This window comes from Janthinobacterium tructae (assembly GCF_006517255.1).
GTDB lineage: Bacteria > Pseudomonadota > Gammaproteobacteria > Burkholderiales > Burkholderiaceae_D > Janthinobacterium > Janthinobacterium tructae.
The window spans coordinates 4,326,704-4,341,941 of record NZ_CP041185.1 but is presented as its reverse complement, the minus strand read 5'-3'; the positions used below and the strand labels follow the sequence as shown (position 1 = coordinate 4,341,941).

General features: G+C 62.3%; 15 protein-coding genes. 11 read left to right on the top strand and 4 right to left on the bottom strand.

Going from position 1 to position 15,238, the window contains the following annotated elements; genetic code table 11:
• The first annotated feature begins 130 nt into the window (after positions 1-130).
• From FJQ89_RS19000 to FJQ89_RS18960, 9 genes are all read left to right on the top strand, one after another.
• Positions 131-2,062 (top strand): AMP-binding protein, encoded by a 1,932-nt coding sequence (locus tag FJQ89_RS19000; RefSeq protein ID WP_141171302.1) that lies wholly within the window; start codon positions 131-133, stop codon positions 2,060-2,062.
• A gap of 14 nt (positions 2,063-2,076) precedes the next feature.
• On the top strand, positions 2,077-2,892 hold the full coding sequence (locus FJQ89_RS18995) for an ABC transporter ATP-binding protein (protein WP_029496076.1): 816 nt from the start codon (positions 2,077-2,079) through the stop codon (positions 2,890-2,892).
• A 23-nt stretch (positions 2,893-2,915) separates the two neighbouring features.
• Complete coding sequence (locus tag FJQ89_RS18990; RefSeq protein ID WP_170840586.1) at positions 2,916-3,812, top strand: branched-chain amino acid ABC transporter permease; 897 nt, start codon at positions 2,916-2,918, stop codon at positions 3,810-3,812.
• Positions 3,813-3,890: 78 nt separating this feature from the next.
• Positions 3,891-4,949, top strand: coding sequence for a branched-chain amino acid ABC transporter permease (locus tag FJQ89_RS18985; protein WP_034752817.1), 1,059 nt, complete (start codon positions 3,891-3,893; stop codon positions 4,947-4,949).
• Between the two features lie 65 nt (positions 4,950-5,014).
• Positions 5,015-6,334: an ABC transporter substrate-binding protein gene (locus FJQ89_RS18980; RefSeq protein WP_141171301.1), complete on the top strand. Its 1,320-nt coding sequence runs from the start codon at positions 5,015-5,017 to the stop codon at positions 6,332-6,334.
• A 124-nt stretch (positions 6,335-6,458) separates the two neighbouring features.
• Positions 6,459-7,295, top strand: a complete 837-nt coding sequence (locus FJQ89_RS18975) for an ABC transporter ATP-binding protein (protein ID WP_141171300.1) — start codon at positions 6,459-6,461, stop codon at positions 7,293-7,295.
• A 16-nt stretch (positions 7,296-7,311) separates the two neighbouring features.
• Complete coding sequence (locus FJQ89_RS18970; RefSeq protein ID WP_141171299.1) at positions 7,312-7,671, top strand: MmcQ/YjbR family DNA-binding protein; 360 nt, start codon at positions 7,312-7,314, stop codon at positions 7,669-7,671.
• Positions 7,668-8,924 (top strand): phenylacetate--CoA ligase family protein, encoded by a 1,257-nt coding sequence (locus FJQ89_RS18965; protein WP_141171298.1) that lies wholly within the window; start codon positions 7,668-7,670, stop codon positions 8,922-8,924. The genes FJQ89_RS18970 and FJQ89_RS18965 overlap by 4 nt, the downstream gene beginning before the upstream one ends.
• Positions 8,925-8,987: 63 nt before the next feature.
• Positions 8,988-9,569 carry a hypoxanthine-guanine phosphoribosyltransferase gene (locus FJQ89_RS18960; protein ID WP_141171297.1) on the top strand — a complete coding sequence of 194 codons (582 nt, stop codon included), beginning with the start codon at positions 8,988-8,990 and terminating at the stop codon, positions 9,567-9,569.
• 119 nt (positions 9,570-9,688) lie between these two features.
• On the opposite strand, the gene FJQ89_RS18955 is transcribed toward FJQ89_RS18960, so the two are convergent.
• From FJQ89_RS18955 to FJQ89_RS18945, 3 genes are all read right to left on the bottom strand, one after another.
• Positions 9,689-10,642, bottom strand: a complete 954-nt coding sequence (locus FJQ89_RS18955) for an NAD(P)H-dependent flavin oxidoreductase (protein WP_141171296.1) — start codon at positions 10,640-10,642, stop codon at positions 9,689-9,691.
• Between the two features lie 99 nt (positions 10,643-10,741).
• Positions 10,742-11,665: an MBL fold metallo-hydrolase gene (locus FJQ89_RS18950; RefSeq protein ID WP_141171295.1), complete on the bottom strand. Its 924-nt coding sequence runs from the start codon at positions 11,663-11,665 to the stop codon at positions 10,742-10,744.
• 8 nt (positions 11,666-11,673) lie between these two features.
• Positions 11,674-11,907: a DUF1289 domain-containing protein gene (locus tag FJQ89_RS18945; RefSeq protein ID WP_070304433.1), complete on the bottom strand. Its 234-nt coding sequence runs from the start codon at positions 11,905-11,907 to the stop codon at positions 11,674-11,676.
• A 277-nt stretch (positions 11,908-12,184) separates the two neighbouring features.
• On the opposite strand from FJQ89_RS18945, the gene FJQ89_RS18940 reads away from it, so the two are divergent.
• Positions 12,185-12,598, top strand: a complete 414-nt coding sequence (locus tag FJQ89_RS18940; protein ID WP_034783786.1) for a CopG family transcriptional regulator — start codon at positions 12,185-12,187, stop codon at positions 12,596-12,598.
• A 54-nt stretch (positions 12,599-12,652) separates the two neighbouring features.
• Positions 12,653-13,924 (top strand): extracellular catalytic domain type 1 short-chain-length polyhydroxyalkanoate depolymerase, encoded by a 1,272-nt coding sequence (locus FJQ89_RS18935; RefSeq protein ID WP_243136127.1) that lies wholly within the window; start codon positions 12,653-12,655, stop codon positions 13,922-13,924.
• A 132-nt stretch (positions 13,925-14,056) separates the two neighbouring features.
• On the opposite strand, the gene FJQ89_RS18930 is transcribed toward FJQ89_RS18935, so the two are convergent.
• Entirely contained in the window at positions 14,057-15,208 is a 1,152-nt protein-coding gene (locus tag FJQ89_RS18930) for a response regulator (RefSeq protein WP_141171294.1), read from the bottom strand.
• Positions 15,209-15,238 lie beyond the last annotated feature (30 nt).

Below are 15,238 nucleotides of genomic sequence, written 5' to 3'. Positions count from 1 at the left end.
CGGCAAACTAACGCAGGCTACTATCATTGCACAAACGCCTTATACATAAAAACACAGAGCGCCATCCAACGAGGTGGAGCCTGAGACAAGCAACAGGGAGACACTGGTGCAAACGACTACCACAGCAACGATGCCGACTTTTCCGCGGCGCTTATTGCAACACGGGACAGTACGATCCGACAAGCCCGCCTTTCGCGAAAAACACCTGGGTATCTGGCAAACCTGGACCTGGTCCCAGGTCAACGAGGAGGTGCGCGCGCTGGCCTGCGGCTTGGCTGCCATCGGCTTTCAGCGCGGCATGAACCTGGCCATCATCGGCGACAATCGTCCCCGCCTGTACTGGGCCATGCTGGCAGCGCAAAGCCTGGGCGGCGTGCCGGTGCCACTGTATCAGGACGCGCCGGCCGCCGACATGGCCTATGTGCTGCAGGATGCGGAAATCCGCTACGCCATCGTCGAAGACCAGGAGCAGGTCGACAAGCTGCTCGAACTGAAAGCGCTGTATCCGCACATCGCCCACATCGCCTACGACGATGAACGGGGCATGCGCCATTACCGCCAGCCGGAGCTGATGTCCTTTGCCGCCCTGCAGGTGCTGGGCCGGGCCTACGACCGCGAGCATCCGGGCTTCTTCGACGCTGCCGTGGCAGCGGGCCAAGGCGGCGACTCGGCCGTCATCCTGTACACCTCGGGCACCACGGGTAAACCGAAGGGCGTGTGCCAGAGCCACACGGCGCTGCTGGCGGCAGGCGAAGGCGGCGTGGCCTTCGACAAGCTCACCGACGAGGAAGACATCCTGTCCTACCTGCCCATGGCATGGGTGGGCGACTGCCTGTTTTCGCTGGCGCAGGCGATGGTGGCCGGCTTCACCGTCAATTGCCCCGAATCGGGCGACACGGTGATGATCGACATGCGCGAAATCGGCCCCACCTGCTACTTTGCGCCGCCGCGCGTGTTCGAAAACATGCTCACCAGCGTGATGATACGCATGGAAGACGCCAGCGGCATCAAGCGCCACATGTTCAGCCATTTCATGGACGTGGCCAAGCGCTGCGGCGCGCAGATTTTGGATGGCAAGCCCGTGCCGCTGGCGGATCGCCTCAGCTACAAGCTCGGTGAGCTGCTGGTCTACGGTCCCCTGAAAAACGTACTGGGACTGTCGCGCGTACGCGTCGCCTACACGGCCGGCGCCGCCATTGGCCCCGACCTGTTCCGCTTCTACCGTTCCATCGGCGTCAATCTGAAGCAATTGTACGGTTCCACCGAAACCTGCGCCTATGTGTGTCTGCAGCCGGACGGCAATATCAAGTTCGACAGCGTGGGCCTGCCCGCACCGGGCGTGGAAGTCAAACTGGCGGCCAATGGCGAAGTGCTGGTGAAGTCGCCGGCCACCATGAGCGGCTACTTCAAGCGTCCCGATGCCACCGCCGAAGTGATCGATGCCGACGGCTACTTTCATACGGGCGATGCGGGCGTATTTGACAGCGAAGGCCACCTGAAAATCATCGACCGCGCGGCCGATGTCGGCAAGCTGACGTGCGGCGCCATCTTCGCGCCCAATTACATCGAGAACAAGCTCAAGTTTTTCCCCTTCATCAAGGAAGTGGTGGCCTTCGGCCATGCGCGCGACCAGGTGTGCGCCTTCATCAACATCGATATCGAAGCGGTGGGCAACTGGTCGGAGCGGCGCGGCATCGCGTATGCCGGCTACACCGACCTGGCGGCGCGCGCCGAAACCTACGGCTTGATCCGCGACTGCATCGAGCAGGTCAACGCGGAACTGGCGACCGATCCACTGATGGACCGCACGCAGATCCACCGCTTCCTGGTGCTGCACAAGGAACTCGACCCGGATGACGACGAACTGACGCGCACGCGCAAGGTGCGCCGCAAATTCATCGCCGAAAAATACGCGGTGCTCATTTCCGCCCTGTATGAGGGCAAGGCAACGCAATACATCGAGACCCAGGTGAAATTCGAGGATGGCCGCACCGGTTCGACCAGCGCCGACCTGCAGATCTGGGACAGCAAAACGTATCGGCCCCAGGGCCTGGCCGCATGATGGAGCACAGCACGATGCAAATGAACGAACCCGACGCCCATTTCGGCACGGCCCGCAAGACCGGCCCCGTGATCCTCGACCTGAAGAACATCTCACTGTCGTTCGGCGGCGTGAAAGCGCTGACCGACATCTCGTTTGACGTGAAACAGCATGAAATTCGCGCCATCATCGGCCCGAATGGCGCCGGCAAGAGCTCGATGCTGAACGTCATCAATGGCGTGTACCGCCCGCAGCAGGGCGAGATCATCTACCGGGGCGAACACCGGCGCGGCATGGATTGCTACGCAGCCGCCAAGTCCGGCATTGCGCGCACCTTCCAGAACATCGCGCTTTTTAAAGGCATGACGGTGCTGGACAACATCATGACGGGACGCAACCTGAAGATGAAGTCGAATTTTCTCTTGCAAGCCCTGTACTGGGGCCCGGCGCGGCGCGAGGAAATCGAGCACCGCAAGAAGGCCGAAGAGATCATCGACTTCCTGGAAATCCAGGCCATCCGCAAGACACCCGTGGGGCGCCTGCCCTACGGCTTGCAAAAGCGCGTGGAGCTGGGCCGCGCACTGGTGGCCGAACCGGAAATTTTGCTGCTCGATGAACCGATGGCCGGCATGAACGTGGAAGAAAAGCAGGACATGTGCCGCTTCATCCTCGACGTCAACGACCAGCTGGGCACGACCATCGTGCTGATCGAGCACGACATGGGCGTGGTGATGGATATCTCCGACCGCGTGGTGGTACTCGACTACGGCAAGAAGATCGGCGACGGCACGCCCGACGAGGTGCGCAGCAACCAGGATGTCATCAACGCCTATCTCGGCGTGGCCCACTAAGACGCATTGGACACCGTATGAATATCAATTTTTTCTTTGAAGTGCTGATCGGCGGTCTGCTGTCAGGCGTCATGTACGCGCTGGTGGCGATCGGTTTTGTCCTGATCTACAAGGCCTCGGGCGTGTTCAATTTTGCGCAGGGAGCGATGGTGTTTTTCGCCGCCCTCACCTGCGTCGGCATCATGGACAAGTTCGGCCTGTCGCTATGGCTGGCCATCCCGCTGACGATGCTCACCATGATAGCCCTGGGCATGGCGATTGAAAGGGTGGTCTTGCGCCCGCTCGTCAACCAGCCCGAAATCACGCTGTTCATGGCCACCATCGGCCTGACCTTTTTCATCGAAGGCCTGGCGCAGCTGATGTGGGGCTCGCAAGTGCACAAGCTGGACCTGCCCATCGAAGACGTACCGATGCAGTTCCTGATGGACCGCTTCGACATCAACATCTCGCAGTTCGACCTGATGGCGGCCGGCATCTGCGCGCTGCTGGTGATCTGCCTGGCCCTGCTGTTTTCGAAAACCAAGGTGGGCCGCGCCCTGCGCGCCGTCGCCGACGACCACCAGGCGGCGCTGGCGGTGGGCATCCCGCTGCAGCGCATCTGGGCCGTGGTATGGGGCGTGGCGGGCCTGGTGGCCATGGTGGCCGGCTTGCTGTGGGGCGCGCGCAACGGCGTGCAGTTCGCCCTCACCTTCATCGCCCTGAAAGCCCTGCCGGTGCTGATACTCGGCGGCTTTACTTCCGTGCCGGGCGCCATCGTCGGTGGCCTGATCATCGGCGCCTCGGAAAAGCTGGCCGAAGTCTACCTCGGCCCCATGGTGGGCGGCGGCATCGAAGGCTGGTTCCCGTATGTGCTGGCCCTGCTGTTCCTGCTGGTGCGCCCGGAAGGCCTGTTCGGCGAGAAGATCATCCGGCGAATATAAGGCCCCAAGAGCATCGTAGGTCGGATTAGCCGAAGGCGTAATCCGACAAACACCCCAACAGCCAGTAAAGGACACGCCATGATTTACCGTGAAGCAGGACAATTCAAGACCAGCTACCAGGCTGACAACCAGATTTTCCCGATCCGCCAGGACCGCCTGGCGCTGACGGCCACGCTTCTTGTCGCCGTCTTCCTGCTACCGTATTTTGCCTCGCCCTACATGCTGTCGGCGATCCTGATTCCCTTCCTGATCTTCGCGCTGGCAGCGCTGGGTCTGAACATATTGACCGGTTACGCAGGCCAGCTGTCGCTGGGCACGGCCGCCTTCATGGCCGTGGGCGCCTTTGCCTCGTATAACTTCATGGCGCGCCTGCCAGGACTGCCGCTGCTGGTGTCGTTCATCCTCGGTGGCCTGTGTGCGGCCATGGTGGGCATCGCCTTCGGCCTGCCCTCCCTGCGCATCCGCGGCTTTTACCTGGCCGCCTCCACCCTGGCGACGCAGTTCTTCGTCGTCTGGTGCCTGACCAAGATCCCGTACCTGACCAACTACAGCTCCTCGGGCGTCATCACGGTACAGAAAATGACCATCCTCGGCTACCAGTTCGATACGCCGCAAAGCAAATACCTGCTGGTGCTGGCCATCGTCGCCGGCATGGCGCTGCTGGCCAAGAACATGATCCGCTCGAACGTGGGCCGCTCGTGGATGGCCGTGCGCGACATGGACATGGCCGCCGAGGTGATCGGTTTCAGATTGATGCGCACCAAGCTGCTGGCGTTTGCCGTCAGCTCGTTCTACTGCGGCGTGGCCGGCGCCCTGTATGCGTATGCCTACCTGGGCACGGTGGAGCCGGAAGCGTACAACCTGGACCTGTCCTTCCGCATCCTGTTCATGATCATCATCGGCGGCGTCGGTTCGATCCTGGGTTCCTTCCTCGGCGCGGCATTCATCGTGCTGCTGCCCGTCTTCCTGAACACCATCGCGCACGGCCTGGCATTACCGACCAGCGTGGCCTCGAACCTGGAACTGATGGTGTTCGGCGCGCTGATCATCTTCTTCCTGATCGTCGAACCACACGGCCTGGCCAGACTGTGGCAAATCGCGAAAGAGAAACTGCGCCTGTGGCCTTTCCCGCACTAGAAATTTGTACCTTGCAGTCTGATGTCGGTTGACTTGAAATCAAATAAAACAAGAGGAGACACACAATGAAACACATCAAATCGCTCATGCTGGCCGCCGCCATCGCCAGTGCCGCACTCACCATGGCCGGCAGCGCCCAGGCCCAGGACAAGGAACAGTACATCGCCCTGCCGTCCTACCGCGTGGGTCCCTACGCGGCCGGCGGCTCCGGTTTCTACGGCGGCGCCATCGACTACTTCAACCTGGTCAACCAGGCCGGCGGCGTGAATGGCGTCAAGATCAGCTGGGAAGAATGCGAAACCGAATACAACCCATCGCGCGGCGTCGAATGCTATGAGCGCCTGAAAACCAAGCAGGGCGGCGCCACCCTGGTCGAAACCCTCTCCACCGGCGTCGCCTACGGCATTCTGGACCGCGTGGCGCAGGACAAGATCCCCATGACGATGATCGGCTACGGCCGCTCGGACGCCGCCAACGGCAAGGTCTTCCCGTATGTGTATCCGCTGATCTCCAGCTACTGGAGCCAGGCCGCCGCCATGATCAAATACCTGGGCGACAAGGATGGTGGCATGGACAAGCTGAAAGGCAAAAAGATCGTCCACCTGTACCACGATTCGGCCTTCGGCAAGGAGCCGCTGCCCGTGCTCGAAGCGCTGTCGAAACAGTACGGCTTTGAACTGGTGAAAATTCCCGTCGCGCCGCCAGGCAGCGAACAGCAATCGCAATGGCTGCAAATCCGCCAGGCCAAGCCGGACCACGTGATCCTGTGGGGCTGGGGCGTGATGAACTCCGTTGCCATCAAGACGGCGCAGCGCAACGGCTTCCCGCGCGACAAAATGCTGGGCGTCTGGTGGGCCGGCTCCGAGGAAGACACGATTCCATCGGGCGACGCGGCCAAGGGCTACACGGCGATGACGTTCAATACGCCGGGCAACTACCCCGTGCTGGACGACATCCGCAAGAAACTCTACGCGTCCGGCAAGGGTAACCTGTCCGACCAGTCGCGCGTCGGCTCCGTCTACCACATGCGCGGCGTGACCGCCGGCATCCTGTGGGTGGAAGCGATCCGCGTGGCGCAGGAAAAATTCGGCAAGGGCAAGCCTGTCACGGGCGAGCAGATGCGCTGGGGCCTGGAAAACCTGAACGTCGACGACGCGCGCCAGAAGGCCGTCGGCGCGCTGGGCATGTTCCCCACAGTGAAGACCAGCTGCGACGACCATGAAGGTTCGGGCGCCGTGAAGGTACAGCAGTGGGATGGCAAGAAGTGGACCGCCATCACGCCGAAATGGATCGTCGGCGACAAGGCCCTGGTGCGTAAACTCGTCGAGGAATCGTCCGGCAAGTACGCCGAAGAGAAGAAGATCACGCCGGCGTGCATGAAGTAAGCGGCTCTCAAAGTGGTGTCGGATTACGCGCGTTGCGCTAATCCGACCTACCTGGATACATCGTAGGTCGGATTAGCGCAGCGTAATCCGACAAGCACCAACATCACATGAAAACGAAGCAGCCATGACACCCACTGCCACGCCAACACCAGACACCCCACCGCCCTACCTGTCGGTGAACAATATCGAAGTCATCTACGACCACGTGATCCTGGTCCTGAAGGGCGTGTCGCTGCAAGTGCCGCAGGGCAAGATCGTGGCGCTGCTGGGCGCCAACGGCGCCGGCAAGTCGACCACCCTGAAAACCATCTCGACCCTGCTGCGCGGCGAACGCGGCGACGTCACCAAGGGCGAAGTCCAGTTCAAGGGCGAGCGCGTGGATCAATTGACGCCGAATGAGCTGGTCAAGCGGGGCCTGTCGCAAGTGATGGAAGGGCGCCACTGTTTCGGCCACCTCACCATCGAGGAAAACCTGCTGACGGGTGCCTACACGCGCAGCCTGTCACGCGGCGAACTGAAAGACGCGCTGGAGAAGGTCTACCACTACTTTCCGCGCCTGAAAACGCGGCGCAGCAGCCAGGCTGGCTATACCTCGGGCGGCGAGCAGCAGATGTGCGCCATCGGCCGCGCGCTGATGGCCAAGCCATCGATGATTTTACTGGACGAACCGTCGATGGGCATCGCGCCGCAGATCGTCGAAGAGATCTTCGGCATCGTCAAGGACCTGAACCACAAGGAAAACGTGTCGTTCCTGCTGGCCGAACAGAACACCAACGTGGCGCTGCGCTACGCCGACTTCGGCTACATCCTGGAAAACGGCCGCGTCGTGATGGAAGGACAAGCGCAGGAACTGGCCAGCAATGAAGACGTCAAAGAGTTTTATCTGGGCGTCTCCAGCGCCGGGCGCAAGAGCTTCCGCGACATGAAGTTCTACCGCCGCCGCAAGCGCTGGCTGGCCTGACACGGGAGCAGCCGTCATGGACCTGGAACGGGCGAAGCAAGTGTGCCGCGGCTTTCCCGGCGCGACAGAAGACATCAAGTGGAGCAACGTGCTGGCGTTTTGCGTCGGCGGCAAGCTGTTCGCCCTGTGCGGCGCGGAAGACCACAGCCCGCGCGGCATCAGCTTCAAGGTCGATGCGGAGCGCTTCCTGGAATTGACGGACCGTCCCGGTTTTCGCCCGGCGCCCTACCTGGCGCGGGCCAGATGGGTGCTGGTCGCCAGCCCCGACGCGCTGGACGATGACGAAATGGCCGCCCTGCTGCAGCGCTCATACAGCCTGATTGTTGCGGGGCTGACGAAAAAAATGCAACGTGACATTGGAGAATCAGCAACATGACCGATACGCTCGATAGTCTGGAAGCACGCGCCCCCGAAGCGCGCGAACGCGAATTGATGGCCGGCCTGCCGCAGCTGATCGCGCGCGCGCAACAGGCGCCGGGCTGGGCCCGCATTCTCGATGGCGTCAACGCGGCCGACATCACCAGCCGCGCCGCGCTGGCGCAGCTGCCCGTGACGCGCAAGTCCGACCTCAAGCAATTGCAGCACGGCGCGCTGCCGTTCGGCGGCTTGAACACGACGCCGAAAAACGCCCTGTCGCGCGTCTTTGTCTCGCCCGGCCCCATCTTCGATCCGGAAGGCCGCGGCCCGGACTGGTGGCGCTTCGCGCGGCCCATGTATGCGGCCGGCGTGCGCGCCGGCGGCTTGCTGCAGAACTGCTTTTCGTATCACTTCACGCCGGCCGCCTTCATGGTCGAAGGGGGCGCCGCACGCATCGGCTGCACCGTCATCCCGGCTGGCATCGGGCAGACGGAAATGCAGGTGCAGGCGATGGTCGACCTGAAGCCCGACACGTATATCGGCACGCCGTCATTTTTAAAACTGATCATCGAGAAGGCGCGCGAAATGGGCGCCGACATCAGCAGCGTCACCAAGGCCTTGATGGGCGCGGAAGCCTTGCCCGAATCCCTGCGCAGCTGGTTTGCCGAGAACGGCGTGCCGCACGTGTTCCAGACCTATGCCTCGGCCGATATCGGCAGCATCGCCTATGAAACGGCCAGCAATGGCAAGCTCAATCCGGGCATGGTCGTCGATGAAAACGTCCTGCTTGAAATCGTCCATCCGGGCAGCGGCATTCCCGTCGCACCGGGCGAAGTGGGTGAAGTCGTCGTCACCGTCTTCAATGCCGACTATCCGCTGATCCGCTTCGCCACGGGCGACCTGTCGGCCGTACTGGTCAATGCGCAGGATTCGCCGTGCGGCCGCACGAATACGCGCATCAAAGGCTGGATGGGGCGCGCGGACCAGACCACCAAGGTGCGCGCCATGTTCGTGCATCCGTCGCAGGTGCATGACATCGCGCGCCGCCATCCGCAAATCAGGAAGGCGCGGCTGGTGGTGTCCGGGCGCATGGCCAACGACGAGATGGCTTTGCATTGCGAAGTCGAAGATCCGGCGGACGCCAGCGGCGTGGAAGCCATCATCGGCTCGATCCGCGAACTGACCAAGCTGCGCGGCGACGTGGTGCTGGTGGCCGTGGGCAGCCTGGCGCAGGATGGCAAGGTCATCGACGACATGCGCGATTACAAATAAGGCCGATTTGCGGGATAATACCCGCATTGACCATCAGCCCCATTCATCGCCATGCAAGAGTCCATGCAAGAATTTCATCACAACCGTGCCCGTGACCTGATCAAGAACGCGGAACTGCTGTTCGACCAAGATACCGTGCAGTCGTCGATCACGCGCATGGCCGATGTGCTCAACACGCGCTTCAACGCCGAGGACTCGAAAGAGTTCCCGCTGGTGCTGGGCGTGATGGGCGGCGCCGTCGTGTTTACGGGCAACCTGCTGCCGCAACTGAGCTTCCCGCTCGAATTCGACTACATCCATGTGAGCCGCTACGGCGACGACGACAAGGGTGGCGAAGTGGTGTGGAAAGTCATCCCCCGTTCGAACGTGGCGGGCCGCACCGTCATCGTGCTCGACGATATTCTCGACGAAGGCGAAACCCTGGCGCACGTCAAGCAGCGTTTGCTGGACATGGGCGCCTCGGAAGTCATCCTGGCTGTGTTTGCCGACAAAGCCATCGGCAAGAAAAAGCCCGTACAGGCCGACATCGTCGGCCTGGTGATCCCGAACCGCTTCGTCGTCGGCTTCGGCATGGATGCGTACGGCTACTGGCGCAACCTGCCAGGGCTGTGGGCCATCAAGCCCGAGGATTTGAAGCAGGAGTGATGTGGTGTTGTCGGATTACGCGCGGCGCGCTAATCCGACCTACCCATGGTTGACGCGGCAGGTCGGACGTAGGTCGGATTAGCGCAGCGTAATCCGACACCACCACCGCAGCACCAGCGTTACAGCTTCAGGCGCGCGCGCGCCGCATCGTATTCGGCCTTCAGGCGCGCCACCATCTCTTCCACGCTTGGCACATCATCCATCAAGCCCACGCCTTGGCCCGCGCCCCAGATGTCGCGCCAGGCCTTGGCGCTGCCGGAGCCAAAATTCATCGAACTCTTGTCCGCTTCGGGCAAGGCTTCCGGATCGAGTCCGGCCGCGACGATCGATTTTTTCAGATAATTGCCGTGCACGCCAGTAAACAGGTTCGTGTAGACGATGTCCGCCGCGCTTGAATCCACGATGGCATCGCGATAGCCGTCGCTGACGTTCGATTCCTTGGTCGCCAGCCAGCGCGAGCCGATATAGGCAAAGTCGGCGCCCATGGCCTGTGCGGCCAGCACGGCGTCGCCCGTGGCGATGGAGCCGGACAGCGCCAGCGGACCGTCAAAGAATTTGCGCACTTCACCCACCAGCGCGAACGGCGACAGGGTGCCCGCATGGCCGCCGGCGCCGCTGGCCACCAGGATCAGGCCATCGACGCCCGCCTCCAGCGCCTTTTTCGCGTGGCGGATCGAGATCACATCGTGCAGCACGATGCCGCCATAGCTGTGGATAGCGTCGAGCATTTCCTTGGGTGGCGCGCGTAGCGAGGAAATGATGATGGGAATGCGGTGTTTCACGCACACTTCCACATCATGCGCCAGGCGGTCGTTCGACTGGTGCACGATCTGGTTGACGGCGATCGGTCCCACTTTTTTATCGGGATTGGCGGCCTGGAAGGCGGCCAGTTCGGCCTGCAGCTCCGTGAGCCAGGTATCAAGCAATTCAGCGGGACGCGCGTTCAGGGCCGGGAAGGAACCGACGATGCCGGCCTTGCACTGCGCCGCGACGAGGGCCGGGCCGCTGGCGATGAACATCGGCGAGGCGATAACGGGTAAGGAGAGGTTTTGCAACGCAACAGGCAATGCCATGGCGGACTCGCTGGAAAGTTGATCGGGATGAGGAACACACTGAACGTTGATTATAGTGCAGAAAAAGTACGATCGTGCTGAATTTATCACCCGACCGTTTCAGCCCTCGTTAAGCAAGTACTCACCCTCGACGCGTGCCGCTGCAGCCCTCACCAGCTGCGACACAGCCCACTCGGCCAGCGCGGCCGCCTCCAGGCGCAGGAAGCGCCGGTTGGCCTCTTCGAAGATGGGCATGCCGCGCAGCAAGGCCGGTATTGCGGCGAGCGCGATGCGCTGACGCTCCAGCAGCAAAAATTTCAGCAGCACTTTCACCGCATTCTGCGCATTGCGCACGGGGTCGGACGACAGGTAGTCGAGACGCGAATAGGCGCGCTGCAGGGCGCCGGCAGCGTCCTGGAACGGCCGCCCGTGGCCGGGAATCACCACGCGCACGTCCAGGCTGGCGATCAGGTCCAGCGTGGCGCGCGCTTCCAGAAAACCGGAGCCGCCATCGAGTTCCGGGAAGATCACGCCAAAGCCGTTTTCCCACAGGGCGTCGGCGGAAATGAGGATGCCCTCGTCGGCACAGTAAAAAATCAGCGAGTGCGGGTCGTGTCCCGGTGCGCCCAGCGCCTGCCAGGCCATGTCGGCCAAGGTCAACGTGTCGCCGGGCGAGACGGTGGCGTCAAAGCCGAAGCGCGGGCATTGCTGGCCCGTGGCCTGGTAGCTGAGGGCATCGACATCCCATACTCGCACCTTGTCCGCCTCCGACACGGGAATGGCCGTACGGCAGCCGTATTCGGCTTGCAGCAGCGCGTTGCCGCCGCAATGGTCGGAGTGCAGATGGGTGTTGAACAAGCGGTGCAGCGGTCGCCCTTGCAAGCTATGGCGCAGCAAGGCCAGGGTTTGCGGCGCATGCGTGACATAGCCGCTGTCGATCAGGGCCGTGTCGTCCTTGCCTTGGAACAGGATGTTGTTCGACGACAGCCAGCCGCGTTCGAACACCTGCATGGAATCGGGGAACAGCGCTGGCGATCGCGGCATGGGCTTCCTCAGTAGTCGGGCTCGAAATCGAGCAGGGATTCGCGTCCCGGCAATTCGGCCCACACGGCGCGCTTGAAATCGTCGTCAGCCTTGCTCCAGGCGATGATCTCGTCGAGCGTGCGCAAACAGCCTTCGCACAAGCCGCTGTTGCGGTTCATCTTGCACAGGCTGACACAGGGCGACGGCACCGGTGACGGCAAGGGAAGTGGAACGGCTGGCGGAGGTGGGGTAGCGACCATCATGGAGCGGCATCGGTGAACGTGGAGGCTTGCATTATGCCGCGAAACCGCGCTGGCGAGGCGATGGCCTCGGCATGCAATGTTTTTGTGAATATATTTTTAAGTGAAAGCATGATCAAAAATGCATCTTCCGGAAATTTATTTTGCAGCCATTCTCACTCTGCGGGTGCCCGTCCTACAACACGATCAGGCCAGATCCTGCTTGACTTGCGATACTACACAACTATACTACCATCCATACAGATGGCAATTGGATGCCACGTGGAGTTTTTGGAGAGATATGGCCAAGCAAGACAGCAAGCCCAAAATTGGGGAATCCGAGAAAATCACGATCAACCTCGGCTTGATCGACCTGGGGCAGATCGATTTGCTGGTTCAGGAAGGATTTTATTCCAACCGCACGGATCTGATCCGTACTGCCATCCGCAACCAGCTGGGTATCCACGCCGACGTGGTGAAGCAAACCGTCGCCCGTAAAAGCCTGGTATTGGGCATGCAGCATTATTCGCGCGCCGACCTGGAAGCGATCCAGGCAGCCGGCCAGCGCCTGCAAATCCAGGTGCTGGGACTGGCCAGCATCGCCAGCGACGTCTCCGTGGAACTGGCACTGGCCACCATCGAGTCGATTTTCGTATTAGGTGCCCTGCACGCCAGCACCGTCGTCAAGACGGCGCTCGCAGGGCGAATTCACTAGCGTATTGGTTCGCGGCGATGACCCGGCCGATGCGCGGCACCGTTAAGGATGGTCATGAAACTACCTCTCAACATGCTGGCGCAGATGCGCGCAGCGACCCGTAATCTGATGGGCAGCGGCCCCGCCGCCGCCACCGAAGCGATCCAGCAGGCGCTGTCTGCCGCCGGCCTGACGCCGCCGGCGGCAGCCACGCAAGCGCCGCCAGCGCAGCCGATGCGCGATATTAATCCACCACCGGCGCCACCACCGGCGCCACCGCCTGCGCAGGCCCGGGCCGAGGCGCCGCAAGCTGACGCGGTGCCGCCCACGCCCGCGCAGGCGGCGCAGGAATTCGCGCAGGATTTCATGGCGCGCCTGGGCGTGCCCGCCGGCCTGGGCCAGCACAGCTTCGACATGCCCAGTTTCGAGATGCCGAATTTTCATCCGCCCGGTTTCAACGCGCCGGCCGCCGCGCCGACGCAGATGCCGGCTGGCGCGCAGTTCATCGACGGCGTGTACCGCAACCATGCGGGCACGCGCTCCTACAAACTGTATATCCCCAGCAGCTATCACGGCCAGGCCATGCCGCTGATCGTGATGCTGCACGGCTGCACGCAAAATCCCGACGATTTCGCCGCCGGCACGCAGATGAATGCGCTGGCCGAAGAAAAGGAATGTTTTGTCGTCTATCCGGCGCAGACGCAGGGTGCCAACAGTTCGCGCTGCTGGAACTGGTTCAATGCCATCGACCAGCAACGCGACCAGGGCGAACCGTCGCTGATCGCCGGCATCGCGCGGCAAGTCATCGACGACTACCCGGTGAATGAACGCGAAGTGTTCGTCGCCGGCCTGTCGGCAGGTGGCGCCATGGCCGTCATCGTCGGCACCTTGTACCCCGACCTGTTTGCCGCCGTGGGCGTGCATTCGGGCCTGCCCTTCGCCTCGGCGCAGGACTTGCCGTCGGCGCTGGCCGCCATGAAGGGCGGCGCCATGCCCAATGGCCAGCGCAAGGCACCGGCCGGCGGCGTACCCATCATCGTTTTCCATGGCGACCGCGACACCACCGTCAACCCGCGCAATGGCGATGAACTGATTGCCCAGGGTGTGCGCAGCCAGGCGGGCGGCCAGGCGGCCAAGGCTGCTTCCATCGACGGCAGCGTGCCAAATGGCCACCGCTACACGCGCACCACGCACAGCCAGGCCGATGGCTCGCCGTTGGGAGAACACTGGGTCGTCCACGGCGCCGGCCATGCCTGGTCCGGCGGCAGCAATAATGGCAGTTACACGGACGGAAAAGGCCCGGACGCCAGCCGGGAGATGCTGCGCTTCTTCAAGACCGTCAGCTAAGCACCGATCTGGACGTGGCATGCACGGCGCCGGCCATGCCTGGTCCGGCGGCAGCGACAGTCATGCGACCGACGGTAAAGGCCCGGACGCCAGCCGCCGGTCGCAAAAAGCAGCTGCGCTTCTTCAAGACCGTCAGCTGATGTTTTCGGTGTATGGCGCGATCTGCCGCTGTTTGTCGGCGATCTCGCACACGCCATCGGCATAGCGGCTGGAGATGGCGATGAACTGGTCCTGGATCTGCAGGAAGGCGTCGACGATCTCGGCGTCAAAGTGCGAACCGCGCCCCTCGATGATAATCTGCACGGCCTGTGCATGCTCCATGCCCTGCTTGTAGATGCGTCGGCTGATCAGGGCGTCATACACGTCGGCCAGCGCCATCAGGCGCGCCGAAATCGGGATGTCTTCGCCAGCCAGCCCTTGCGGGTAACCGCTGCCATCCCATTTTTCATGGTGGCTGTAGGCGATCTCTTTCGCGTACTTGAGGAAATCGACCTCGATGCCCAGCTCGTGCTCGGCCGCCAGGATGGCGTCGCGCCCCAGGGTGGTGTGCGTCTTCATGATGGCCATTTCGTGCGGCTCGAAACGCCCCGGCTTGAGCAAAATATGGTCGGGGATGCCCACCTTGCCGATATCGTGCAGCGGCGCCGTCTTGAACAGCAGTTCGATATTCTTGTCCGTCAAAAAATCGCGGAAACGCGGCAGGTCGCGCACTTTCTCGGCCAGCGCCTTCAGGTAGTGCGAGGTGCGGCGGATATGGTTGCCCGTCTCGCTGTCGCGCGTCTCGGCCAGCGAAGCCATGGCGTGTATCGTGACGTCCTGCAGCGCCGCCACTTCCTGCACCCGGCGCTCCACTTCCGTTTCCAGGTAATGATTCTGGTCGCGCAAAAAATCCTGCATCTGCTTCATCGCCAGCTGCGTCTTGATACGGGCCAGCACGATGGGCGCCGAAATCGGCTTGGTGATGTAATCGACGGCGCCCAGGGCCAGGCCCAGCTGCTCGTCGGCCACTTCGCTCATGGCGGTCACAAAAATCACGGGGATGCCGGCCGTGGCGGGATCGGCCTTCAGCGCGCGGCACACATCGTAGCCACTCATGCCCGGCATCATGATGTCGAGCAGGATCAGATCGGGCTGGTCGCCGCCGGCGGCGATCTTCAGGGCGCGCTCGCCATTGACGGCGATCTTGGTGCGGTAATCGTCTTCCAGCACCGCGCGCAGCAGATCGATATTGTCTGGCGTGTCGTCGACTACCAGGATGGTTGGCTTGCTTGCTGACGCTCTCATGCCCGTCCTTCGCTCTGCATAGTTATCCTT